Source organism: Streptomyces sp. NPDC005266 (assembly GCF_040607655.1).
Lineage (GTDB): Bacteria > Actinomycetota > Actinomycetes > Streptomycetales > Streptomycetaceae > Streptomyces.
In genome coordinates, this window is record NZ_JBEXHC010000007.1 from 328,525 (window position 1) to 352,042 (window position 23,518).

At 71.0% G+C, this 23,518-nt stretch carries 22 protein-coding genes and 2 pseudogenes; 13 read left to right on the forward strand and 11 right to left on the reverse strand.

Annotation, left to right across the window (positions count from 1 at the left end):
• Window positions 1–212 (reverse strand): annotated as a pseudogene (locus ABZU99_RS17105) (ABC transporter ATP-binding protein); the annotation flags it as partial.
• 8 nt (window positions 213–220) lie between these two features.
• On the reverse strand, window positions 221–1,504 hold the full coding sequence (locus ABZU99_RS17110) for an extracellular solute-binding protein (RefSeq protein WP_356045676.1): 1,284 nt from the start codon (window positions 1,502–1,504) through the stop codon (window positions 221–223).
• 312 nt (window positions 1,505–1,816) lie between these two features.
• Here ABZU99_RS17110 and ABZU99_RS17115 point away from each other — a divergent pair, with 312 nt between their 5' ends.
• The 3 genes from ABZU99_RS17115 to ABZU99_RS17125 all read left to right on the forward strand — a co-directional run bounded on the left by ABZU99_RS17115 (window position 1,817) and on the right by ABZU99_RS17125 (window position 5,223).
• Window positions 1,817–2,758 (forward strand): ROK family protein, encoded by a 942-nt coding sequence (locus ABZU99_RS17115; RefSeq protein WP_355948891.1) that lies wholly within the window; start codon window positions 1,817–1,819, stop codon window positions 2,756–2,758.
• Window positions 2,758–4,056 carry an N-acetylglucosamine-6-phosphate deacetylase gene (nagA, locus tag ABZU99_RS17120; RefSeq protein WP_356045674.1) on the forward strand — a complete coding sequence of 433 codons (1,299 nt, stop codon included), beginning with the start codon at window positions 2,758–2,760 and terminating at the stop codon, window positions 4,054–4,056. Before ABZU99_RS17115 ends, nagA begins: the two co-directional genes overlap by 1 nt.
• 168 nt (window positions 4,057–4,224) lie before the next feature.
• The gene (locus ABZU99_RS17125) at window positions 4,225–5,223 is read left to right on the forward strand and encodes a 1-phosphofructokinase family hexose kinase (protein WP_356045672.1); all 999 of its coding nucleotides are present in this window, start codon (window positions 4,225–4,227) and stop codon (window positions 5,221–5,223) included.
• Window positions 5,224–5,256: 33 nt separating this feature from the next.
• On the opposite strand, the gene ABZU99_RS17130 is transcribed toward ABZU99_RS17125, so the two are convergent.
• Together ABZU99_RS17130 and cdgB are read right to left on the reverse strand one after the other, a co-directional pair.
• The gene (locus ABZU99_RS17130) at window positions 5,257–6,243 is read right to left on the reverse strand and encodes a carbohydrate-binding protein (RefSeq protein WP_355948899.1); all 987 of its coding nucleotides are present in this window, start codon (window positions 6,241–6,243) and stop codon (window positions 5,257–5,259) included.
• A gap of 211 nt (window positions 6,244–6,454) precedes the next feature.
• Complete coding sequence (cdgB, locus tag ABZU99_RS17135) at window positions 6,455–8,131, reverse strand: diguanylate cyclase CdgB (RefSeq protein WP_355948902.1); 1,677 nt, start codon at window positions 8,129–8,131, stop codon at window positions 6,455–6,457.
• A 511-nt stretch (window positions 8,132–8,642) separates the two neighbouring features.
• Here cdgB and ABZU99_RS17140 point away from each other — a divergent pair.
• Together ABZU99_RS17140 and ABZU99_RS17145 are read left to right on the forward strand one after the other, a co-directional pair.
• Window positions 8,643–9,143: a flavin reductase family protein gene (locus ABZU99_RS17140; protein ID WP_356045849.1), complete on the forward strand. Its 501-nt coding sequence runs from the start codon at window positions 8,643–8,645 to the stop codon at window positions 9,141–9,143.
• On the forward strand, window positions 9,140–9,301 hold the full coding sequence (locus ABZU99_RS17145; RefSeq protein WP_356045670.1) for a flavin reductase family protein: 162 nt from the start codon (window positions 9,140–9,142) through the stop codon (window positions 9,299–9,301). The genes ABZU99_RS17140 and ABZU99_RS17145 overlap by 4 nt, the downstream gene beginning before the upstream one ends.
• A 174-nt stretch (window positions 9,302–9,475) precedes the next feature.
• Here ABZU99_RS17145 and arfB read toward each other — a convergent pair whose 3' ends face one another.
• Window positions 9,476–9,904 carry an alternative ribosome rescue aminoacyl-tRNA hydrolase ArfB gene (arfB, locus tag ABZU99_RS17150; RefSeq protein WP_356045668.1) on the reverse strand — a complete coding sequence of 143 codons (429 nt, stop codon included), beginning with the start codon at window positions 9,902–9,904 and terminating at the stop codon, window positions 9,476–9,478.
• Window positions 9,905–10,125: 221 nt separating this feature from the next.
• Here arfB and ABZU99_RS17155 point away from each other — a divergent pair, with 221 nt between their 5' ends.
• The 5 genes from ABZU99_RS17155 to ABZU99_RS17175 all read left to right on the forward strand — a co-directional run bounded on the left by ABZU99_RS17155 (window position 10,126) and on the right by ABZU99_RS17175 (window position 15,222).
• Window positions 10,126–10,701 (forward strand): TerD family protein, encoded by a 576-nt coding sequence (locus ABZU99_RS17155; protein ID WP_355948908.1) that lies wholly within the window; start codon window positions 10,126–10,128, stop codon window positions 10,699–10,701.
• 452 nt (window positions 10,702–11,153) lie between these two features.
• Complete coding sequence (locus ABZU99_RS17160; RefSeq protein WP_356045666.1) at window positions 11,154–12,773, forward strand: M4 family metallopeptidase; 1,620 nt, start codon at window positions 11,154–11,156, stop codon at window positions 12,771–12,773.
• A 90-nt stretch (window positions 12,774–12,863) separates the two neighbouring features.
• A complete protein-coding gene (locus tag ABZU99_RS17165) occupies window positions 12,864–13,949 on the forward strand; it encodes an S-(hydroxymethyl)mycothiol dehydrogenase (protein ID WP_355948914.1) in 1,086 nt (361 codons plus the stop codon).
• On the forward strand, window positions 13,949–14,587 hold the full coding sequence (locus tag ABZU99_RS17170; RefSeq protein WP_356045664.1) for an MBL fold metallo-hydrolase: 639 nt from the start codon (window positions 13,949–13,951) through the stop codon (window positions 14,585–14,587). The genes ABZU99_RS17165 and ABZU99_RS17170 overlap by 1 nt, the downstream gene beginning before the upstream one ends.
• Window positions 14,588–14,724: 137 nt before the next feature.
• Window positions 14,725–15,222, forward strand: coding sequence for a hypothetical protein (locus ABZU99_RS17175; RefSeq protein WP_356045662.1), 498 nt, complete (start codon window positions 14,725–14,727; stop codon window positions 15,220–15,222).
• Window positions 15,223–15,534: 312 nt separating this feature from the next.
• Here the strand turns inward: ABZU99_RS17175 and ABZU99_RS17180 are convergent, their stop codons facing one another.
• From ABZU99_RS17180 to ABZU99_RS17195, 4 genes are all read right to left on the reverse strand, one after another.
• On the reverse strand, window positions 15,535–16,278 hold the full coding sequence (locus ABZU99_RS17180; protein ID WP_355948923.1) for an IclR family transcriptional regulator C-terminal domain-containing protein: 744 nt from the start codon (window positions 16,276–16,278) through the stop codon (window positions 15,535–15,537).
• Between the two features lie 12 nt (window positions 16,279–16,290).
• On the reverse strand, window positions 16,291–17,085 hold the full coding sequence (locus tag ABZU99_RS17185) for an alpha/beta fold hydrolase (RefSeq protein WP_356045660.1): 795 nt from the start codon (window positions 17,083–17,085) through the stop codon (window positions 16,291–16,293).
• 143 nt (window positions 17,086–17,228) lie between these two features.
• A complete protein-coding gene (locus ABZU99_RS17190; protein ID WP_356045658.1) occupies window positions 17,229–18,062 on the reverse strand; it encodes a helix-turn-helix transcriptional regulator in 834 nt (277 codons plus the stop codon).
• A gap of 373 nt (window positions 18,063–18,435) precedes the next feature.
• The gene (locus ABZU99_RS17195; RefSeq protein ID WP_356045656.1) at window positions 18,436–18,603 is read right to left on the reverse strand and encodes a hypothetical protein; all 168 of its coding nucleotides are present in this window, start codon (window positions 18,601–18,603) and stop codon (window positions 18,436–18,438) included.
• 74 nt (window positions 18,604–18,677) lie between these two features.
• Here ABZU99_RS17195 and ABZU99_RS17200 point away from each other — a divergent pair.
• Window positions 18,678–19,348: pseudogene (locus tag ABZU99_RS17200) on the forward strand (response regulator transcription factor).
• 32 nt (window positions 19,349–19,380) lie between these two features.
• Here ABZU99_RS17200 and ABZU99_RS17205 read toward each other — a convergent pair.
• Window positions 19,381–20,070: a DUF4142 domain-containing protein gene (locus ABZU99_RS17205; RefSeq protein WP_356045654.1), complete on the reverse strand. Its 690-nt coding sequence runs from the start codon at window positions 20,068–20,070 to the stop codon at window positions 19,381–19,383.
• Window positions 20,071–20,309: 239 nt separating this feature from the next.
• On the opposite strand from ABZU99_RS17205, the gene ABZU99_RS17210 reads away from it, so the two are divergent.
• Complete coding sequence (locus ABZU99_RS17210; RefSeq protein WP_356045652.1) at window positions 20,310–21,593, forward strand: S8 family serine peptidase; 1,284 nt, start codon at window positions 20,310–20,312, stop codon at window positions 21,591–21,593.
• 522 nt (window positions 21,594–22,115) lie between these two features.
• Here ABZU99_RS17210 and ABZU99_RS17215 read toward each other — a convergent pair.
• Window positions 22,116–23,180, reverse strand: coding sequence for an IS110 family transposase (locus tag ABZU99_RS17215; protein WP_356045650.1), 1,065 nt, complete (start codon window positions 23,178–23,180; stop codon window positions 22,116–22,118).
• Window positions 23,181–23,370: 190 nt separating this feature from the next.
• On the opposite strand from ABZU99_RS17215, the gene ABZU99_RS17220 reads away from it, so the two are divergent.
• On the forward strand, window positions 23,371–23,511 hold the full coding sequence (locus ABZU99_RS17220; RefSeq protein WP_356045649.1) for a hypothetical protein: 141 nt from the start codon (window positions 23,371–23,373) through the stop codon (window positions 23,509–23,511).
• The last annotated feature ends 7 nt before the right edge of the window (window positions 23,512–23,518 follow it).

Here is a 23,518-nt window from a genome sequence, read left to right on the forward strand (position 1 = left end):
TCGTCCAGCCCCGCCGACCCGGCCAGCCCGGCCACCTCGGCCAGCCCGGCCACCTCGGCCACCTCGGCCGGCTCGGCCAGCCCGGCCGGCTCGGCCAGCCCGGCCGGCTCGGCCAGCCCGGCCGGCTCGGCCAGCCCGGCCGGCTCGGCCAGCCCGGCCGGCTCGGCCGGCTCGGCCGGCTCGTCGGTGGCGTCGTCCGTGGGACCGGGCATGTCCACCGTCACGTCCCCGCGTTCTCCAGGGCGTCGGCCTCGCGCTGGATCTCGCCCAGGACGCTCGCCGGGTCGCCGCCCTTCTCCACCGTCGAGCCGATCTTCTCCTTGATCAGCTTGCTGATGCTCGCCCAGGAGGTCTTGTCGGCCGGGTAGAACTCGGCGCTCTCCAGCGTGTCCAGGAACCGCCACAGCCGCTTGTAGTCGTGGTCGGCCCGCATCGCCGCGGAGGCGGATGTGGTCACCGGCAGCAAGTCGTACTCGGTGGCGAAGTCGAGCACGTTCTGGTCGCTGTAGACGAAGTCGAGGAACCTGCCGATGGACTGGCGGTTGCCGTTCTGCTTGAAGGCCATGAGCCAGTCGGCGACGCCCATCGTCGCGCGGGACTTGCCCTTGCGGCCGGGCAGCGGCGCGGTGGCGTACTTGATGCCGTGGCCGGGCGCCTGCTGCATCAGGGTCGGGTGGCCGTTGAGCATGCCGACCTCGCCCCGGGTGAAGGCGTCGAAGACGTCCTGGCGGTTGGTGTGGGCCGGGGAGCCGGGGCCGGTGAGGCCCGCGCCGACCAACTCGTCCCGGAGCCACTCGAAGGTCTTGATGTTCTGGGCCGAGTCGATGGTGTAGCTGCCGTTGGTGTCGGTGTAGCCGCCACCGCCGGAGAGCATCCACATCATGGTCTCGGCCTGGCACTCCTCGGGGCCGAGCGGCAGCCCGTAGGGTATCCGCACACCGTTCGCCTTGAGCGCCACCGCGGCCTGCTTCAGCTCGTCCCAGGAGGTGGGGGCGGAGGATATGCCCGCGGCGTCGAAGAGCTTCTTGTTGTAGAAGAGCACCCGGGCGCTGGCGACGAAGGGCAGCCCGTACTGCACGCGGCTGACCTCGCCCGCGTGCTCGATCGAGGTGATGAAACCGGCCTGGGTGGGGATGGAGAGCATCTGGTCGGCGCGGTAGAGCTTGCCCGCCGCGGCGTAGTCGGCGTACGCGCCGATCTGGGCGATGTCCGGGGCCTGGCCGTTCTTGACCATGCCGGCGACCCGCTTGTCGACCTCGGTCCAGCTGTAGACCTTGACGTCGATCTTGATGTCGCCGTTCTTGGACTCGAACGCGCGGGCCAGCTTGTCCCAGTACTTCTGGGAGGTGTTCTCGGCGCTGTCGCCGTAGTCGGCCGCGACCACCTTCAGAACGCCGTCACCGCTCGAACCGGCGCTGCCGCCGCCGCAGGCCGTCAAGGCGGGCGCCGTCGCCGCCGCCGCGACACCTGCCGTCGTCAGACCCAAGAACCGTCGCCGCTGCACCGCTGCTTCCCACCCTGTTGCTTGATACATCCTCCGGGGTTGGTCCCCCGAAGTCGAGCGAGTCTGCCCTGCAAACCCCCACAAGGTCTACACCATGCGCATATCGCTCCAGCATGGGGCTCTCGCCTCCCCTGCTCCGGGCAGTCTCACACCTCTAAGTGGAATCTGTCACGCCGCCACGATCCCCCGGTGCGCACCGGAATCAAGGGCGAGAACGGGTCAGCGTCACCGAGAGCGGAAGAGGCTCGATCTTCCGGGCCGAAGCGGCGAGTGGACTAGACCTTTAATGGGGGATCGCGCGAGACTGTTCTCGTGAAACACGTCATCGCCCTGGATGTGGGCGGCACCGGCATGAAGGCCGCCCTGATCGGGGCGGACAACACCCTGCTCCATGAGGCCAGGCGGCCCACCGGGCGGGAGCGCGGACCCGAGGCGGTCGTCACCGCGATCCTCGACTTCGCCGCCGCGCTGCGCGAGCTCGGCGAGCGGCGGTTCGGCGGACCGGCCGCGGCGGCAGGCGTCGGCGTGCCCGGAGTCCTCGACGAGGACCGCGGGGTGGCCGTCTTCTCCGCCAACCTCGGCTGGCGCGACGTACCGCTGCGCGCGCTGCTGTCCGAGCGGCTCGGCGGGATCCCCGTCGCACTCGGGCACGACGTGCGGATGGGCGGGCTGGCCGAGGGGCGGATAGGAGCGGGCCAGGGCGCGGACCGGTTTCTGTTCGTATCGGTGGGCACCGGCATCGCGGGCGCCATTGGCATCGAGGGCCGGATCGACCCCGGGGCGCACGGCTCCTCGGGGGAAATCGGCCATATCGTCGTCCGGCCGGGTGGCCCCCTCTGCGGCTGCGGTCAGTCGGGCTGCCTGGAGATGTTCGCCTCGGCGTCCGCCCTCGGCCGCGCCTGGGCCGAGGCGAGCGGCGACCCCTCGGCGGACGCCGCCGACTGCTCCAACGCGGTCGCGTCCGGGGACCCGAGGGCCATGGCAGTGTGGCGGGAAATGGTCGGCGCCTTCGCCGACGGCCTGGTCACCGCCGTCACCCTGCTGGATCCCGGTGTGCTGATCGTCGGAGGTGGGCTGGCCGAGGCCGGGGAGACGCTGTTCACACCGCTGCGCACGGCGGTCGAGGAGCGGATCACCTTCCAGAAGCTCCCCCACATCGTCCCGGCGGCCCTCGGGGACACCGCCGGATGCCTGGGCGCGGGTCTGCTCGCCTGGGATCGACTCTCCACGCTCTCCACGGAGGTATCCGCCTGATGGTCCAGCCAACGCGAACGGTTCTCACGGGCGCCCGGGTGGTGCTGCCGGGAGGCGTGGTCGACAGCGGGCGGGTGACGGTCGAGGACACGCGCATCGCCGGGGCGGGCACGGACGCGGAGCGAGCACCCCAGGGCGGCGCGGTGCCGGATCGGTCCGGCGACGCGACGCGGGACCAGTCCGGAGACGCGACGCGGGACCAGTCCGGCGCCGAGGTGCTGGACCAGTCCGGCGACGCCACGCGGGACCAGTCCGGCGCCGAGGTGCTGGACCTGTCCGGCTGCTGGGTCGTCCCCGGCTTCATCGACATGCACGTACACGGCGGCGGCGGCGGGTCCTTCTCGGCGGGCAGCCCCGAGGAAGCCCTGACCGCCGCCCGTACCCACCGGGAGCACGGCACCACGACGATGCTCGCCTCCACCGTCACCGGCGACCTCGACGACCTCGCCCGGCAGGCGGCGGTCCTCTCGGAACTGGTCGAACAAGGCGAGCTGGCCGGCGTCCACTTCGAGGGGCCGTTCATCTCGCCGCACCGCTGCGGCGCCCACCAGCCGTCGCTGCTGCGCGCGCCCGACCCCGCGGACGTCCGCAAGCTCCTCGACGCCGCGCGCGGCACCGCCCGGATGATGACGCTCGCGCCCGAGCTGCCCGGCGGCCTGGAGTCCGTACGGCTGCTCGCCGACCACGGTGTCCTCGCGGCCGTCGGTCACACCGACTCCGGTTACGAGGCGGCACTGGAGGCCGTCGAGGCGGGCGCGACCGTGGCGACCCACCTGTTCAACGCGATGCCGGCGCTGCTGCACCGCGAGCCCGGCCCGGTCGCCGCGCTGCTGGAGGACGAGCGGGTCACCATCGAGCTGATCAACGACGGTACGCATCTGCATCCGGCCGTCCTCCAGTTGGCGTTCCACCGCGCGGGCGCCGACCGGGTCGCCTTCATCACCGACGCGATGGGCGCCGCGGGCATGAGCGACGGGCGCTATCCGCTCGGCCCCATGGAGGTCGAGGTCAAGGGGGGCGTCGCGCGGATCAGCGACGGGCCGACGGCCGGTTCGATCGCGGGCTCCACCCTCACCCTCGACCTCGCCTTCCGGCGGGCCGTGACGGTCGACGGGCTGAGCGTCGAACAGACCGTGCGGGCGCTGTCCGGGACGCCCGCCCGGGTGCTGGGCATCGCCGACCGGGTGGGCTCGCTGGAGCCGGGCAAGGACGCGGACCTCGTCGTCCTCGGCGAGGACTTCCGGATCCGGGGCGTGATGCGGCGCGGCCACTGGGTGGTCCGTCCCGAACTGGGCTGAGCCCGCTTGATTTTGGGCCGCGGCGAGGTGTGCTGAACCCCCCGGAGGACTGGGCGGACAGCACAGGCTTTGGCATGATCGCTCAGGCACGGGCACCGCTCGGCACACAGTCGCACGCTTCAGCACAGGATCTCCGTCCGGCGGGGGGACGGAAGAGGGGATGCCAGGGTGATTCTGACGGTCACGCTCAACACCGCCCTCGACATCACCTACCGGGTGCCCCAACTGCGCCCCCACACCACCCACCGCGTCACCGAGGTCACCGAACGGCCCGGCGGCAAGGGGGTCAACGTCGCGCGGGTGCTCGCCGCGCTGGGCCATGACACCGTCGTCACCGGCTTCGTCGGCGGGGTGACGGGCACGGTGCTGCGGGAGCTGCTCAGCGGACTCACCGGACTCACCGGGCACGCGGGGCTCACCGGGCACGCGGGGCCCGGCGACGGCCGGGGGACGCCGCGCGGTGCGATCACCGACGCGCTCGTGCCGATCGCCGGTACGACCCGGCGCACCATCGGCCTCGTGGACGGCGCGACCGGCGACACCACCCAGCTCAACGAGCCCGGCCCGGTCGTCACCACCCCCGAGTGGTCCGCCTTCCTCGACACCTACACCGGGCTGCTGAGCGAGGCATCGGCGGTCGCGCTGTGCGGCAGCCTGCCTCCCGGCGTCCCCGTCGGTACGTACGCCCAGCTCATCCGGGAGGCCCACGCGGCGGGCGTGCCCACGCTGCTGGACACCAGCGGCGAACCGCTGCGCCGGGGCATCGCCGCCCGCCCCCATGTCGTCAAGCCCAACGCCGACGAGCTCGCCGGGCTCACCGGCTCCACCGATCCGCTGCGCGCCGCGCGGGACGCCCGGCGGCGCGGGGCGCGCGCCGTGGCCGCCTCGCTGGGCCCCGACGGCATACTCGCGGTCACCTCCCAGGGCAGCTGGCACGCCACCCCGCCGCGCCGCCTCGCCGGCAATCCGACGGGGGCCGGGGACGCGGCGGTCGCGGGGCTGCTGTCCGGGCTCGTCGACGAGGTGCCGTGGCCGGACCGGCTGGCGCGCGCGGTGGCCCTGTCGGCGGCGGCGGTACGGGCCCCGGCGGCGGGCGAGTTCGACCGGTCGGCCTATGACGAGCTGCTGGGCCGGGTCGAGGTCACCGAGCGCCCCGTGGCGGCGTGACGGGGCCGGCGGGCCCGTCGGACAGGCCGGGCCTCAGCCCTTCTTAAGCCACAGCTGGTCGAGGTTGGCGTTGCACTTGTCGCCGGCGTCGCAGGACACGGTGATCGTGTTGGTGCCCTGGTTGAGGTGGACGAGGGAGTAGGTGTATGTCCAGCCCTTCTCGAAGTCGCCCTGCGGCGCGCCGGCGAAGTTCTTCATGTTGAGCGGCCGGGATTCCTTCTGCCCGTTGACCGTCAGCGACATGCTCTGGTCCTCGCCGGGCACCCCGTAGCCCACGTACAGCTTGTACTGCTTGCCCTTGTCGACGTCCACGGTCCAGGTCGCGGAGGATCCGGGCGCGTTGAGGCCGCCGACGTACATACCGCCCTTGGCCTTGGCGCCCTTGATGTCGGACGCGGGGGCCGCGCCGCCGGCCAGCCGCATGTTCACGGCGTCCTCGGTGGGCAGCTTCTGGTTCGGTCCCTTGGTGGGCTTCGCGGTCTCGCTGGGCTTGACGCTGGACGCCGCCGTGGGCTCGCCCCCGGCCGGGTCGCCCTTGCCACCCTCGTCGTCGTCCCCATTGGTGATCATCGCGACGCCGATGCCGACAATGACGACGGCGACCACCGACAGCGCGCCGATCAGGAGCCCCTTGTTGTTGGGGCCCCGGCCGCCACCGCCGTGGCCGCCGCGCGGGGCGGCCTGGCGGGGGGCGGCGCCGCCGGGGAGGGTCTCGGGGGCGGCGTAGTGGGCGTTCTGCCGCCCGTAGCCGCCCTGCTGGCCGTACTGCTGCTGGTTCTGCTGCTGGTTCGGCACCTGCTGGCCGTAGGTGCGCTCGCCCACCGCGCGAACGTGGTTGTACGAGGTACGGGGGACCCCCGGCTGCGCCGGGCCGGGGTAGCCGTAGCCGCCGGTGCGCGGGGCGGCACCCGGCTGACCCGACTGGCCGCCCTGGCCCCCCTGGTCGCCCTCCGAGCGGTACAGGTAGGCGAACGGGTCGTCGTTCTCCGGTGTGTCCGAGCCGTTGTTGCCGGCCGTCATCCCTCGTCACTCCCCTATGCATATGGCCATCGGCGCAAGGATGCGTACGCGCCACGACAGCTCATATCAGGCCGACAGGGCCCTCAGCAGGGACGTGCGCTGTCCGGATGGCCAATATTCATGATCGGTTCACTGTCGGCGGCAGGGCCGCATCGGCGCAGCCTACCGTGACCGGGGCGGGGCAGTGGGAATCCCGGGGCCCGGCCCGGCCTCATCCGGCCCGTCTGCGGTCCTTCGAACGGGACCGCTTTTCGATATACATCCGCTGGTCAGCGGAGTGCAGCACCTCTTCGGCCGACATTCCGCAGCCGGCCCAGCCGATTCCGAAGCTGGCCCCCACCCGGACCGCCCGGCCGTCCACCCGGATCGGCGGGATGATCGCGTTACGCAGCCGGACGGCCAGGTCCTCGGCGTCGGCCCGGCCGAGACCGTCGGCGAGGACGACGAACTCGTCACCGCCGAGGCGGGCGACCGTGTCCCCGTCCCGTACGCCGTTGGTCAGCCTGCGGGCGACCTCGATGAGGACGGCGTCGCCCGCGTGGTGCCCGAACCGGTCGTTGATGGACTTGAAGCCGTCGAGGTCGCAGAAGAGCACCGCGAGCCCCTTGTGGCCGTCGTCGGCGGCGCTGTCCTCGTTCGGCGCGCTGGTGTGCACATGGCCGTCGAACGGGACCCCTGCGGCGGGCGGCGGGCTGCCGAAGCTCTCGAACTCGTCGAAGCCGTGCAGCTGGCCGCTCTCGTCCACATGGAGACCCGCGGGCCCGACGGCCTCGCCCGCGTACCCCGGGCGGTCAGGGGCCGGCGGAGTGGCGCACAGCCGGGCCCCGAGGCGGGCGCGCAGCTCGGCGCTGTTGGGCAGGCCGGTCAGGGAGTCATGGCTCGCGCGGTGGGCGAGCTGCAGCTCATGGCGCTTGCGCTCCTCGATGTCCTCGACATGGGTGAGCAGAAAGCGCGGGCCGTCGGCGGCGTCGGCGACCACGCTGTTGCGCAGCGACACCCAGACGTAGCTGCCGTCGCGGCGGGCCAGCCGCAGCTCGGAGCGGCCGCCCTCGGCGGAGGTGCGCAGCAGGGTGCCGATGTCCTCGGGGTGGACGAGATCGGAGAACGAATAGCGGCGCATCGCGGACGCGGGGCGGCCCAGCAGCCGGCACAGGGCGTCGTTGGTGCGCAGCAGCCGGCCGTGCTGGTCGCCGCCCATCTCGGCGATGGCCATGCCGCTGGGCGCGTACTCGAACGCCTGCCGGAAGGACTCCTCGCTGGCCCGCAGGGCCTGCTGCTCGCGCTCCAGGCGCAGCAGGGCGCGCTGCATGTTCGCGCGCAGCCGGGCGTTCCCGATCGCTATCGCGGCGTGGAAGGCGTACATCTGGAGGGCCTCGCGACCCCATGCGCCGGGGCGGCGCCCATTGCGCGGCCGGTCGACGGAGATGACGCCGATGAGCTCGCCGCCGGACGCGCCCGCCGCGTACAGCGGGGCGAACAGCCGGTCCATCGGATGCCATTCGTCGGCGAAGCGGGGCGCGGGCCCCGGGGTGTGCCACTGCGGGACGTCGTCGTCGTCGAGGACCCAGCCCTCGGTGTACGGGATGAAGCGCAGATCGCCCCAGCGGTCGCCCATGGACAGCCGGCGCTCCCAGGAGCCGCGGGAGCCGACCCGCCCGGCCATCAGGGCCTCGGCACCGGCGCTGCCGCCGACGGCGGCCACGACCAGGTCACCGTCGGGGCGGACGAGATTGACGGCCGAGAGCTCGAAGCCGAGTCCGGCGATCACGCCGTCGGCCACGGCCTGCAGGGTGTCGGCGAGGCTCCGGGCGGTATTGAGATCGGCGACCACCTGGTGCAGCTGCCGCAGGGTCGCAAGGCGGATGTAAGGCTCCGACTCGGTCTCCATCGCTCGCACTCCCCCGAGACCTCGACAGCAACTCCTGGCTTCTTGTCGTCCGATTGCCACGGCCACTGAATCACAGCGAGCTGCCCACTCGGTACACAGGGTCAACAATTACTGGCTGCTGTGACTCATGTCACAGAACGTGTTCATGCCATGGAGGGAGCGTATGGGAGCGCTCCCAACTTTTTCTGAACGCAAATTCCGTAACGCCGGAGTCTGGCCATCACCGACCTCCGCTGGTATCCGGGCGGCGGCCGGCCCGGATACCCGCACCGGGTGTCCGGATGTGGCATCCGGCCTGGTGCCCGGCCTACGGCCGAGGGCCTACGCCCCGTGTGGTCCGGGAGCCCGATGCGCCGACCGGGTGAGCCCGGTTAGCGTTCGAGGTGTGTTCCCTACGACGCCTTCCGCACATGCCGCCGACCGCGCTTCCGACCCTGCCCTCGACTCCGCCTCCGACCCCGCCCCGGTGACCGCTTCCGCCGCCGAGGCGGCCGTCCCGCATGCTGGTGGGGTGAGTGAGGACGAGTTCCGCGCCGCGCTGTCGCGATTCGCCGCGGGGGTGGTGCTGGTGACCGCGCACGACCCGGACGAGGGGCCGAGCGGCGAGGACGTCGGCATGACGGCCACCGCGTTCATGTCCGTATCACTCGACCCGCCGCTGGTCATGGTGAGCGTGCGCAACGGCTCCCGGATGGACGACCTGCTGGACCGGCAGCCGCTCTGGGCGGTGTCGGTCCTGTCGGAGAGTCAGCGGCATATCGCGGGCCGCTTCGCGATGAAGGGACGCGTCAGCGACCGACTGCTGTTCCAGGACATCCCCCTGGTACGGGGCACGGAGGCAGACGCCCCGCTCGTCGCGGGGGCGCTGGCGACGCTGGAGTGCCGCACCGAGCAGCGGGTGACGGCCGGGGACCACACGCTGGTGGTGGGGCGAGTGCTCGCGGCCGCGACGCCGGGCACGGCGGGCGGGCCGCTCATCCACTTCCGGGGGCGCTACCGGACGCTGGGGTGAGGCCGGGGGCGCTGGCGACACTGGAGTGCCGCACCGAGCAGCGGGTGACGGCCGGGGACCACACGCTGGTGGTGGGGCGAGTGCTCGCGGCCGCGACGCCGGGCACGGAGGGCGGGCCGCTCATCCACTTCCGGGGGCGCTACCGGACGCTGGGGTGAGGCCGGGGGCGTCGGGCACGGCGGGCGGGCCGCTCATCCACTTCCGGGGGCGCTACCGGACGCTGGGGTGAGGCCGGGGGCGCCGGGCAGGGGATACGGCCGGCTGGGTCAGGCCGGACACGGGACACGGCGGGGCTGGGGACACGGCGGGGCTGGGGACAGGTCGGCCAGGCGCTATGTCCAGCCACGGCCGGTGCGGCCGCGCTTGGTCTCGCTCCGCTGTTTCTTCTCGCGCAGGCGTCGTTCGTTGATGCCGCGTGGGATCCGGGTGGGGCGGCGCGGCTTGGGCGGCGGCGCGGTGGCCTCCGCGAGCAGCGAGGCGAGCCGTACGGCGGCCGTCTCCCGGTTGCGCCACTGCGAACGGTGCTCCGAGGCCCGTACGGTCACCACCCCGTCCACCAGCCGCGCCGCCAGCCGCTCCAGCGCACGCTGCTTCCATACGGGCGGAAGCGCCTCGGTGCGGGCGAGGTCGAAACGCAGCTCGACCTGGCTGTCACTGGTGTTGACATGCTGTCCGCCGGGCCCGGAGGACCGCGAGAAACGCCACATGAGCTCGGCCTCCGGCAGGGAGACCGAGCCACGGATGACATAGGGCGCGGACATGGGTCCATGGTCGCGCGCGGACCCCTGCGCCGTCATCTCGTTTTGCCGGCATGTGCCGTGCGGGCAGGGTGGGACATCAGGGTTTGGCAAAGAAAGTAAAGAGAGCTGGAACCTGTTGGGGCCTTGATGGCGTTGTGGAGGGTGACGGCAGCTTTGCCCGGTCGGTCGTCCGGTGCAGGGCCCGTCGACTCGGACCACAGAGACCACGAAAGGGACTCCCCATGGCTGTAAGCCTGTCCAAGGGCGGCAACGTCTCGCTCACCAAGGAGGCACCGGGCCTGACCGCCGTCACGGTCGGCCTCGGCTGGGACGTCCGCACCACCACGGGCACCGACTTCGACCTGGACGCGAGCGCCATCGCCGTGAACGGGAACGGCAAGGTCTACTCCGACCAGCACTTCGTGTTCTTCAACAACAAGGCGACCCCGGACCAGACCATCGTCCACACCGGTGACAACGTCACGGGCCAGGGCGAGGGCGACGACGAGCAGATCAACGTGAATCTGGCCGCGCTGCCCGCCGACGTCCAGAAGATCGTCTTCCCGGTCTCGATCTACGACGCCGAGTCCCGCAGCCAGAACTTCGGCCAGGTCCGGAACGCGTACATCCGCATCGTCAACCAGGCCGGCGGCACCGAGATCGCCCGCTACGACCTCAGCGAGGACGCGGCCACCGAGACCGCCATGGTCTTCGGCGAGCTGTACCGGAACGGGGCGGAGTGGAAGTTCCGCGCCGTGGGCCAGGGCTACGCCTCGGGCCTGGCGGGCATCGCCCAGGACTTCGGCGTCAGCGTCTGACGCCCTGACGGGCCAACAGCCAAGGGCCGCCCCCGTGAGGGGCGGCCCTTGCCGTTTGCGTGCCGCGTGCTGGGGATCAGAACTCGCTGATGCGATATCGGCTGATGAGCCGTCATGCCCCCATGGGCACCGAGCCGTCCCGCGAGGTGTCCACCGCCCCGCGGCGGCTGCTCGCCCGGCCGGCTGAGGCCATCGGCCGCCTCAGCCGGTCGGCATCCGCAGGTGACCGAATCCGCCCGCGCTTGAACAACGGGACGTCAAATTCTTGTTACGGACCTGTCCCGATCGGTCGTTCGATGACAATCTCTGGTCGGCCACTGCGCGTCTTCTGACTCCGCAGTGAGCCAACCGCACCACTCGCACCACTCCTGCACCACCGGACGGCCCACCCACGGCCGTCCGCACCCCCTACGCAGGGCCGCGACCCAGCGGTCCCCAGGCAAGGAGATCGAGTGAGACCTATCGCTTCCTCCCCCCGCAAGAAGACCGTCCGCGCGGCAGCGTTCATCGCCTCCGCCGCCATGGTCGTCGTCGGTGTGCAGACCGGTCAGGCCGCAGCCCAGCCGGAGCGGGCGCGTGAGGCGGGCGCCACGGCGCTTCCGCTGACCGCCGCGCAGCGCACCACCGCGATCAAGGCGGCGCAGGCGGACGCCTCCGCGCAGGCCGAGTCCCTCGGGCTCGGGGCCAAGGAGAAGCTGCTCGTCCGGGACGTCGTCAAGGACGCGGACGGGACCGTTCACACCCGCTATGAGCGCACCTACGCGGGGCTGCCCGTCCTCGGCGGCGACCTGGTCGTCCACAAGAAGGCGAGCGGCAAGCGCTCCGTCACCAAGGCCATCGGCGCCCGGATAGCCGTGGCCGGCACCACCGCCGAGGTGGCCGCCTCCGCCGCGTCCACGAGCGCGCTGAAGGCCGTGCCGAAGGCCGATCGCGGCGAGAGGGCCAAGTCGCCGCGGAAGGTGGTCTGGGCGGCCACCGGCAAGCCCGTGCTGGCCTGGGAGACCGTCGTCACCGGTACGCAGGCGGACGGCACGCCGAGCGAGCTGCACGTCGTCACGGACGCCGCGACCGGCAAGAGGCTCAGCCAGTGGCAAGGCGTCGAGACCGGCACCGGCACCAGCAAGTACAGCGGCACGGTGCCGCTGGGCACCACCAAGAGCGGCTCGACGTACAGCCTCACCGACGCCACCCGCGGCAACCACAAGACATATGACCTGAACCAGGGCACCTCGGGCACCGGCACGCTGTTCACCGACGCCGACGACGTATGGGGCGGCGGCCGTCAGACCGCCGGCGTCGACGCGCACTACGGTGCCGCCGAGACCTGGGACTTCTACAAGAACGTGCTGGGCCGCAACGGCATCAAGAACAACGGCGTGGGCTCGTACTCCCGCGTCCACTACGGCAACAACTACGTCAACGCCTTCTGGCAGGACTCCTGCTTCTGCATGACCTACGGCGACGGCTCGGGCAACGCCAACCCGCTGACCTCGCTCGACGTGGCCGGCCACGAGATGAGCCACGGGGTGACCGCGGCCACCGCCAAGCTGAACTACAGCGGCGAGTCCGGCGGTCTCAACGAGGCCACCTCCGACATCTTCGCGACCGCCGTGGAGTTCTACTCGGGCAACTCCGCGGACCCCGGTGACTACCTCATCGGCGAGAAGATCAACATCAACGGCGACGGCACCCCGCTGCGCTACCAGGACAAGCCCAGCAAGGACGGCGCCTCCAAGGACTACTGGTCCTCCTCGCTCGGCGGCATCGACGTCCACTACTCCTCCGGGCCCGCCAACCACTTCTTCTATCTGCTGTCCGAGGGCAGCGGCGCGAAGGTCATCAACGGTGTGAGCTACAACAGCCCGACCTACGACGGCTCCACCGTCACCGGCATCGGCCGGGACAAGGCCGTCAAGATCTGGTACAAGGCCCTGACCACGTACTTCACCTCCACCACCAAGTACGCGCAGGCCCGCACCGGCACGCTCAGCGCGGCGGCCGACCTCTACGGGTCGACCAGCGCCGAGTACAAGGCGGTCGCGGCCGCCTGGACCGCGATCAACGTGAAGTAAGCCTCCCGCCCGCAGCAGGAACGGGCCGCACCGGGAAACCGGTGCGGCCCGTTCCTGTCGTGGCCGTTGATCCACACTTACGCTGCTGCCATGACTCAACAGGTACGCGGCGTGGTGGCCCCCGGCAAGGGCGAGCAGGTCAGGATCGAGACGATCGTGGTGCCGGACCCCGGACCAGGCGAGGCGGTGGTGCGCGTCCAGACATGCGGTGTCTGCCACACCGATCTGCACTATCGGGAGGGCGGCATCAATGACGAATTCCCATTCCTGCTCGGCCATGAGGCGGCGGGCATCGTGGAGTCCGTCGGCGACAACGTCACCGACGTGGCCCCGGGCGACTTCGTGATCCTCAACTGGCGGGCGGTGTGCGGCCGGTGCCGGGCCTGCCGCCGCGGCCGTCCGTGGTACTGCTTCAACACCCACAACGCGGCCCAGCCCATGACCCTCACCGACGGCACCCCGCTGACGCCCGCGCTCGGCATCGGTGCGTTCGCCGAGAAGACGCTGGTGGCGGCGGGGCAGTGCACCAAGGTCGACCCGAAGGCGTCCCCGGCCGCGGCCGGGCTGCTCGGCTGCGGGGTGATGGCCGGCATCGGCGCGGCCATCAACACGGCCCCGGTCGAGCGCGGCGACTCGGTCGCCGTCATCGGCTGTGGCGGCGTCGGCTGCGCCTCGGTCACCGGGGCCCGGCTCGCCGGAGCCGTGAAGATCATCGCGGTGGACCTGGACGACCGGAAGCTGGAGTGGGCCCGTTCGCTGGGCGCCACCCACACCATCAACGGCAACAGCACCGATGTCGTCGAGGCCGTACGGGAGCTGACCGACGGCAACGGCGCCGATGTCGTCATCGAGGCGGTCGGCCGCCCCGAGACGTACAAGCAGGCGTTCTACGCCCGTGACCTGGCCGGGAAGGTCGTTCTGGTCGGCGTTCCGACCCCCGAGATGAAGCTGGAGCTGCCGCTGCTCGACGTCTTCGGGCGCGGCGGCGCGCTGAAGTCGTCCTGGTACGGCGACTGTCTGCCCTCCCGTGACTTCCCGATGCTGATCGATCTGTATCTGCAGGGGCGGCTGGACCTCGACGCGTTCGTCAGCGAGACGATCGGGCTCGACGACATCGAGGACGCGTTCGCCAAGATGCAGCGCGGTGAGGTGCTCCGTTCGGTGGTGACGCTGTGATGACGCCCCCGCCCGTACGCGTCGACCACCTCGTCACCTCCGGCACCTTCTCCCTGGACGGCGGCACCTGGGAGGTGGACAACAACGTCTGGCTCGTCGGCGACGACAACGAGGTGTACGTCATCGACGCCGCCCATGACGCCGACGCCATCGTCGAGGCCATCGGCGGCCGGCGGCTGCTCGGGATCATCTCCACCCACGGCCACGACGACCACATCGACGCGGCCCCGGCCGTCGCCGACCGCACCGGCGCGCCGATCCTGCTGCACCCGGACGACGAGGTGCTGTGGCGGATGTGCCACCCGGACCGCGCCCCTGACAAGACGCTCGCCGACGGGGACATGCTCACCGTCGCCGGCACCCAGCTGCGCGTGCTGCACACCCCCGGCCACTCCCCCGGCGCGGTCTGTCTGCACGCCCCGGCGCTGACCACGGTCTTCACCGGGGACACGCTGTTCAAGGGTGGCCCCGGCGCGACCGGGCGCTCGTACTCGTCCTTCCCGACGATCATCGAGTCCATCCGGGAGCGGCTGCTGGCGCTGCCGCCGCAGAGCGTCGTCCGCACCGGGCACGGCGAGTCGACCACCATCGGGGACGAGGCCCCGCACCTGGACGAATGGATCGCTCGCGGGCACTGAGCCGGAGCACGGGAGCCGGAGCACGAAGCCGGAGCACCAAGCCGGAGCAGGGAGCCGGAGCACGGACGTGCCGCAGCGGAGGGCGCCGGGGCTGCCCGGCGCCTGCCCATCGGCCGCCTCGTGACACCATCGGCCGTGTGATCGACCTGGGCTACTCCCTCTCCCGTCGCTTCCCGGATCCGCCGCAGACGGACTACCGGAGCGCGGACGTACCCACCCTGCGCCACGATCTGTTCTGCGGCGACGTCTACATCGCCGATACGAAGACGGACCGCGAGCTGTCCACAGCCTGGGGATGGGTGCCGGTGCTCGACTTCGCCTGGGCGCTGTGCGACATCGTGGAACGGCTCGACCGCGACCCGCGCGGCAGCCGCTCCGCGAGGCCGGTCCACGCCGAGCTGGACTTCACCGAGTCGACCGACCGCATGCTCTTCGAGCGCCGCTTCGGCTGGGTGGACATCACCGCCGACTGGGTGCCACCGGAGGAAGCCCCGCTCACCTTCAACCACGCGGCGCTGCGACGCGAGGCGCGCGACTTTCTGCACGATCTGATCGCCGACCTCACCGATATGCACGAGGGTCTCGGCGAGAACCCGGTGGTGTGGGACCTCCAGGCCCGCTTCCCCCGCGTATGAGGCCGCGCCTCCGTCGCTGGCACGCCCGTGAGGCTGCGACGCCCACCTCCCCCGCGTATGAGGCCGCGCCTCTGCCGCTGGCGCGCCCGTGAGGCTGCGACGTCCACTTCCCCCGCGTATGAGGCCGCGCCTCCGTCGCTGGCGCGCCCGTGAGGCTGCAACGTCCACCTCCCCCGCGTATGAGGCCGCGCCTCCGTCGCTGGCGCGCCCGTGAGGCTGCGACGTCCACCTCCCCCGCGTATGAGGCCGCGCCGGGGCGTCGTTCCTCGTACCGCGGACGGCCGGTCATACGGGCAGTCGGCGCCCTGCCCGTCAGCGGCCTGACACCTCGCTGAGCTCGATGGCCGCGTCGATCGCGTCGCTTCCGTACCGCCGCCCCGGATGCCGGGTCAGCCGGCTGACCGGCCCGGACAGCGACACCGCGGCGATCACCCGGCCACCGGGGCCGCGGACCGGGGCGGAGACGGTGGCCATGGCGGCCTGCCAGCCGCCGAAGCTCTGGGCCCAGCCGCGGCGCCGCACCGCGGAGAGCATCGACGCGTTGAACCGGGCGCCCCGCAGCCCCTCGTACAGCAGCTCGGGCTCGTCCCAGGCGAGCAGCACCTGGGCGACGGCGCCGGACTTCATCGGGAACGCGCCGCCGATGGGCACGGTGTCGGCGGCGCTGCCGCGCGCCTCGGCGGTGGCCACACAGACCCGCAGCTGGCCGCGGCGCCGGTAGAGCCGCGCGCTGGCGCCGGTGCCGTCGCGCAGTTGGCCGAGGACGGTCTCGGCGGAGCGCAGCAGCCGGTCGTGGCGGGCCTCGACGACCATGTCCCCGAGGCGCGGGCCGAGCGCGAAGCGTCCCTCTCCGTCACGGGCGACCAGCCGCAGCCGCTCCAGGGCGAGCGCGAGCCGGTGCACGGTGGGCCGCTTGAGGCCGGTGGCGGAGACGAGGGTGGCCAGGGTGGCCGGTCCCGCCTCCAACACGCTCAGCAGCAGGGACGCCTTGTCGAGTACGCCGACCCCGCTTTCCAGCCGGGGCGGTGTGGGGACGGTTACCGACGCGATGGACATGGCAGTCAGTCCTCAGCCGAGGTGTGCGGCCAGCGCGCGGAGGACGGCGTCCCGCTGCTGGACCAGGTAGAAGTGATCGCCGGGCAGCACCGTGAGGCCGAAGCCCACCGGGGCCACGGAGGCCCAGGCCCGCATATCGGCCTCGGTGATCCCGGGGTCGCGGTCCCCGACATGGGCGACGACGGGGCAGCTCAGGGGGATCGGCGGCCGGGGTCCGTACGTGCCCACGGCCTTGAAGTCGGCGCGGATCGCGGGCAGGACGACCTCCCGCAGCTCCACGTCGTCCAGCACGTCGGCGTCGGTGCCGCCCAGCCGCCGGACCTCGTCCAGCAGCGCCTGATCACCGTGCCGATAGGTGTCCTGGGGGGTGACGGCATGGGGCGCCTTGCGGCTCGACACGAACAGCGCCTCCAGGCCGATGCCCTGGCGGCTCTCCAGCCGCAGCGCCACCTCGTAGCCGACCGAGGCGCCCATGCTGTGGCCGAAGAGGGTCAGCGGGGCGTCCGTGAAGGGCAGCAGCGCGGCGGTGACCTCGTCGGCGAGCGCGTCGAGATGGTCGATGGCGGGCTCCGCCAGCCGCTCCTGGCGGCCGGGGTAGCGGGTGATCAGGACTTCTACGCCCTCGGTGCGGATGCCCCCGGTTTCGGCGTCCGACCTTTCGCCGTCCGGCCGTTCGGCGAGCGCTGTTCCCCAGCTGTGGAAGAAGCTCGCGGAGCCTCCCGCGTGCGGCAGGCAGACCAGCCGCCTGCGGGGTGTCCCCCCGGTCCCGTATCTGCGGAACCACTTGCTGTCGATGCCGACGGTCATCGTCTGCGTGCCTCCCCGTGAGCGGAATCCGTGATTCACCATACGGACCGGAGACCCGAATTCCCCTCGTTCTTTTCTAGCCATGACGTCGGCTTCCGGCAACGAGACTTCATGAAGCTGCCACCGGCCACCGGATACAGCGGCTATTCCTCTACGGCGGCGGGTGCGGATTGCCTCAGCAATAGCCCCAGTTCAGCGGCGCGCACGCCGGCCTGAAAACGCGAGGTGGCGCCCAACGCGGCCATAATTTCGGCCACATATCTCCGGTAGGTGCGCACCGACACGGACAGCTCACGTGCGGCGACATCGTCGGTCTTCCCGGCGCGCAGCCGCTGAAGAACGCGCCGGGCGATCTCGGTCCGGGTCGTATCGCCGAAGTCGATGCGGTCGGCCGCTACCACGGCGCTCCGCCAGACTCCGTCGAAGAGCGCGAGCAGCGGCCGGATCACACCGCCGGAACGGATCAGCGAGGGTCGGCCGCCGGCCGCCGAGTCGGCGCAGAGCAAGGCGTGTTCATGGTCGGCGATGACGGCGGCGAGCGCCGGGATCCGGGCGATCCGGGCCTCGACGCCCGGCTGCGCCGCGTACGTCTGGACGAACCGGCGGTCAAGGGTGGCCGGGGTGTACAGCAGCCGCACCGCGAGCCGCTCGCCCCCGGGGGCGGACAGCCGCTCGGCAAGCGCCTGATGGACGGCCCGGGAGTAGCCGGGGCCGGCCGCGAGCACCACGTCAACGCGGCGAGTGGCACCGGCGACCAGCCGGGCCACGGTGGCCGCGCCGGTGTCCTGGAGCGTGTCGAGGACGGCTACCCCCGCGTCCCGCCGCGACCGGTCGCGGCAGCGCACCGCGGCGGGCTCCAGGAGGGCGCTCGCTTCGAGGAGTTCCTGCGATAATTCCTCGCCGACGCCACCCGGTGGCCCCAGGCCCATATCGCGCCCTTTGGCGTCACAAGCCGACTTGGGCAGGACAGATGACACACCACTCACCCCCGTGTGAGTTCATTCGGCAGACATGATCCGCCGATGATTTCTTCAGTTCGGTGTCCCCCGCGTGCGTCACCCAGTATTGGTTGACTCTTAAAATGAAACCACTTCACCCAGCAAGTCCAGGTCGAGGCTAGTCCGAGTGGCGTACGACAGTCAACGCACCCCAAAATAGCCCACCCTCCGCCCATTGATCGCCCACTGACCCTCCCCGTGGTGTCCTCTTGCTGCCACCTCACTCCACATGCGGCGGGGCGGACGCGCGGAGCGGAATGCGGAGTGCGGAATACGGAATGCGGACTACCGGAATGGCGAATACCGGAAGTGGAGACAGCGAATAACGGACACCCGAATGCGCATACCTGAATCAGAACAACCGCATTCCTGTCTCTTTGCCCATCTTTGGACTCGACAGGATGGAGACGCGCACGGGGCGCAGGGAGCACGGGGCACGGGCGGTGTGCAGGAACGCGGCGAGTCCCGGCTGCCGTTCGGACGGGGGCACGATCAGGGAGAACGCGCGCGGGTCGGTCATGAAGTCGCCGGCGGCGGCGCGGCTTCGGCCGATCGGCGGAGGGGCCCGTACGGCCGACTGGCCACCGTGGTGCGGTGACCACCCGCATCCTCCTGGCCGACGACCAGGACGCCGTCCGTATCGGGTTCCGGCTGATCCTCGACGCGCAGCCGGACATGGAGGTGGCAGGAGAGGCGTGCGACGGTCTGCAGGCCGTCGAACTCGCCCGCACACTGCGGCCCGATGTGGTGCTCGCCGATGTACGGATGCCGCGGCTGAACGGATGCCGCGGCTGAACGGCCTGGAGGTCACCCGGCTGCTGGCCGGGGCGGGCGTCGACGACCCCGTGAAGGTCGTCGTGGTGACCACCTTCGACCTGGACGCATACGTCTACGCCGCGCTGCGCAACGGTGCCTGCGGCTTTCTGCTCAAGCGCTCCGGGCCGACACTGCTCGTGGAGGCGGTCCGGGCGGCGATGGCCGGTGACGCCACGATCAGCCCCTCGGTGACGGTCCGGCTGCTGCGCCATCTGCACGTGCCGGACGACAAGCCGAAGGCCAAGCAGCCGATCGACGCGCTGACCGAACGCGAGGTGGACATCGCCCAGTTGGTCGCCCAGGGCATGACCAATGCGGAGATCGCGGGCGAGCTGTTCATCTCGCCCAGTACGGTCAAGACGCATCTCGCCCACATCCAGCGGAAGTTGGACGTCCGTAACCGGGTGGGCATCGCCGCCTGGGCATGGGACAACGAGCGCGTCGGCTGACGGCCCGGACGCGCGGCCAGACTCGCCCGGGCTTACTTGGGCACGCTGGCGCCCACGTCATCGAGCACGGCGTCGGTCACCAGACCCGTGTCCTCCAGCACCTCCATGTGGTCCATGACGGTGTTGTTGGCCTGCTTGGCCAGCCGGCGGATCATATGGTTCTTGGTGGCGGCGCGGACCTCGCCGATGGCGATGAAGATCTTGCCGTGCGAGGCACGCAGCAGATCCACGAAGACCTGGTCGAACTCCGTGCCCTTCGCCTTCTCCAACTGCTTCACCCACTGCTGCTGCTCCGCCGACGCCTCGTCCGGGATGGAGACGTTCAGCGCCTTGGCATCCTCCCGCACGAGCTGATCGAGCTTGCTGTGCCCGTCGAGGAGATGCATCCCGGCCCGCTTGATCGCCTCGCCGGAGGCCTGGTCCTGCGCGAGCCGCCCCGCCGGTATCTCCCACAGCCCGGCCTGCCGGACCTTGACGAGGAACGTCTTGTCCAGCTCGCTCAGCGGACCCGAATCCGCCGCGTTGCCCACGCCTCCCGCGCCGGACGCGGCGTTGTGGCCCCCGGCGGACGGGATGTGGGACGCCACCGACTCACTCCCCCCGTCCTCCTTCTGGGAGGCCCATACGGTCGCCCCGGCGGCTATCGTCGCGAGAGCGAGCCCGGCGGCGAGCAGGCGCCCACGGGTGAACGGTCCACCGTCGTTGCGCGCATGAGATTGCATCCTGCCTCCTGGACAACGCGATACTCCGGCATGGCGGAGCCGTGTTACGTGAGACTGCTGGGGCAGCCGAAACCTTAGAACTTCCTGTGGCCGAAAAACCGCGTTCGTCAGGACTGCTCAAAGGCGACCACGAAGCGGCCCCTCCTCCCCTACACTCCGCGCCCCCTTATGGCCCAGCCGCCGATCACCGAGCCCACGGAGGCTTAATCTCGGAGCGAACGCCCCTACCAGGAGGAACCGTGAGAAGAAGGGCCCTCACCGCCGGTCTGTCCCTGGCGGTGGCAAGCATCGGCATCCCGCCCGGCGTCGGGGCCACGATGCCGGGCGGGAAGGTCCCGTCCCACCACACCTACATCGTGGTGCTGAAGGGTGACGCGCCCCGCCCCACCCGGGTCGCCCACGGTCTCGACGGGGTCAGGCTCGGACATGTGTACCACTCGGCGCTGAACGGCTTCTCGGCCGAACTGACCCCCCAGGCGGTGGACGCCCTCCGCGCCCACCCCGCCGTGTCCTATGTCGAGCGCGACATCACCGGACACGCCGACGGCCGGCGGCTCCCCACCGGCGTCCGGCGGATCAAGGCCGCGGCCAACAGCAAACTGAAGGTCGGCGACGGCACCGACCAGCGGGTCGACGTGGACGTCGCCATCCTGGACACCGGCATCGCCCGCAACCACCCGGACCTCAACGTCGTCCACCGGGTGAACTGCAGCGGCGTCCCCCGGTGCGTGGACAACGCCGGAACGGACGCCAACGGCCACGGCAGCAACGTCGCCGGCATCGTCGGCGAACTCGACAACAAGATCGGCTACACCGGTGTCGCCCCCGGCGCCCGGCTGTGGGCCATCAGAACCCTCAACGACGCGGGCGAGGGCAGCAGTTCCGAACTGATCGCGGGCCTCGACTGGGTCACCGCCCACGCCAAGACCATCGAAGTCGCCAACATGAGCGCGGGTTACGACGACACCTCGCACGCCATCAAGGACGCCATCAACCGCGCCATCTCCAAGGGCATCGTGGTCGTGGTCTCGGCCGGCAACGACAAGCGCGACGTCAAACACCAGACCCCGGCCAACGTCCCCGACGCCGTCACCGTCTCCGCACTCAGCGACGCGGACGGCAAGTCCGGCGGCAAGGGCACGTACGACTGGTGCAACAAGAAGAACAAGAACACCGACGACACCCTGTGGATCGACCACATCCGGGGCGGCGGCAGCAACTTCGGCCGCGGCATCGACATCGCCGCCCCCGGCGACTGCATCCAGGCCACCGGGAAGAACAGCGGATACTCCAACTACAGCGGCACCTCCCAGGCCGCCCCCCATGTGGCCGGAGCCGCCGCCTGGCTGGCCGCCGCCCACAACCCGAGGAACCGCGCCGACGTGCTGGCCATCCGCAACCGGCTGGTCAAGGCCGGAAACCGGGCCTGGACCGACACCTCCAAGGACGGTGTCAAGGAACCCCTCCTCGACCTCCACAGCCCCAAGATCTTCACGGGCGCGGGCCTCAAAAGAAGGGGCTGAGGACCTCAAAAGAAGGGGCTGAGGAGAAGCACCTGACCAGCAGCGATGAAGGCCGCCACCGACGAACGGCAGCGGCCTGCATCGACGGACCGCCCCTTCGTGGCGTCACCCCACGCAGGTGGGGAACGGGTTGCCCGCGCGGTTGTTGGGGGTGTTTCCCGTGATGGCACTGCCTGCCCCCGCCGCTGGGGCACGTGATCGCCACCGAGCCCCGCCCGGGCTGCCCGCGGATCACGCCCAAGCTGAGGTGAGGCGCCGCAGGGGCATGGCATCGGTGGCGGTACTGAAGAATCGTGCCGGACGGGTGATGCCAAACGCCCCGGACGAAAGACCGTCCGGGGCGTTTCCGCTGCTCGCGGGCAGAACCGACTGTCGGGTTCGAACCGACGACCTTCGCTTTACAAGTTCGATCACCCTGCGGGATGGCATGCCGAAACGGTGCTCGGTGGTCGCTTGTCGATCCGGCTGCGGCCGCTTCGGTGCGCCGTCGTTCGCCGTCGTTGATGACGCTCCTATAGGCCGTCAAGCGGTCTGTGTGAGTGGTTTCGGTGTGTGATGGGGACGGGTGAGGTGCTTGTAGACCTCGCGGGCGATGAACCGTTTGAGGCAGCGGAGGATGTCCTTCTTGGACAGGCCTTCGGCGGTGCGGCGGGCGACGTAGTTCTGGGTCCGTTGGTCGTAGCGCATGCGGACCAGCGCGATCATGTGGAGTGCGTGGTTGGCTCGCCGGTCGCCGCCGCGGTTGAGGCGGTGCCGGTTGGTGCGGCCCGAGCTGGCCTGGATGGGGGCTGCCGCGCACAGCTGCGCGAACGATGCCTCCGAGGTGAGCCGCTCGGGGTTGTCGCCGGCGGTGATCAGGAGCTGGGCGGCGGTCTCGATGCCCACTCCAGGCAGTGCGACCAGCGAGGGTGCCGCTTCGCCCACCAGCGACTTCAGCTCGGCGTCTGCGTCGGAGATCTCCTCGGTGAGGTATTGGTGGCGGCGGGCCAGGCGCCGCAGGGCGATCCTGACCGCGCAGGCCGGATCGCGGGTGTCCGTGCCGGGCCGGGACCGTGACAGCTGCTTGATCAGCTCGGCGGGGGCCAGGGTGCGCAGCCGCTCACGGACCTCGCCCGGTGCGGTGATGATGAGGGTGCGGATCTGGTTGATGATCTGTGTGCGGGCCTTGACGGCCGAACGGCGGACCACTCGCAGGGCGCGGATGGCCTCCACGATGCCGTCGTGGGTCTTGGGGGTCCCGCTGGCCCGGCCGGAGAGTACGGCTGTCGCCGCGGCGAAGGCGTCTACAGGGTCGGACTTGCCGTTGGCCCTGCGGGCTCGTCGGTCAGGGCGGTCCACCTCGATCACGGTCACCTGGTTTGCCCGCAGCAGCCGGGCGAGTTCGCAGCCGTAGGCGCCGGTGCCCTCGATGCCGACGGCCATGACCTCGCCGTGCGAGCGGAGCCACTCCAGTAGCCGACGGTAGCCGTCGTGAGTGGTGGGAAACGCCTCGGTGGCCAGGTGCCGGCCGATGGAGTCGATCACTGCGGCCTGGTGGAAGTCGGTGTGTGTGTCGACGCCGCCGATCACCGTTATCTCGTCTGCCATGCTGAGGAGTGCTGTCCTTCCGTGCGACGCATGAGGGATGGCACGCGCCGGTCGGGCGGGAGGACAAGACTGTGATGGGACCTTTGGTCGGGCTCCTATGAGGTCACAAACGCCCGACCGGCCGGGCGCAGGGCGGCACCACCCGAGTCGGCCGACATTTCATCAACAAGACAGCTCGCACGTCGGTCAGTTGGCGGGTCAGACCGCCTCGGGCGGCACCACCGACATCCTCACAGCGGGTCAGACCGCCTCGGGCGGCACCACCGACATCCTCACAGCGGGTCAGACCGCCTCGGGCGGCACCACCGACATCCTCACAGTCAGCTGGTGATGTCAGC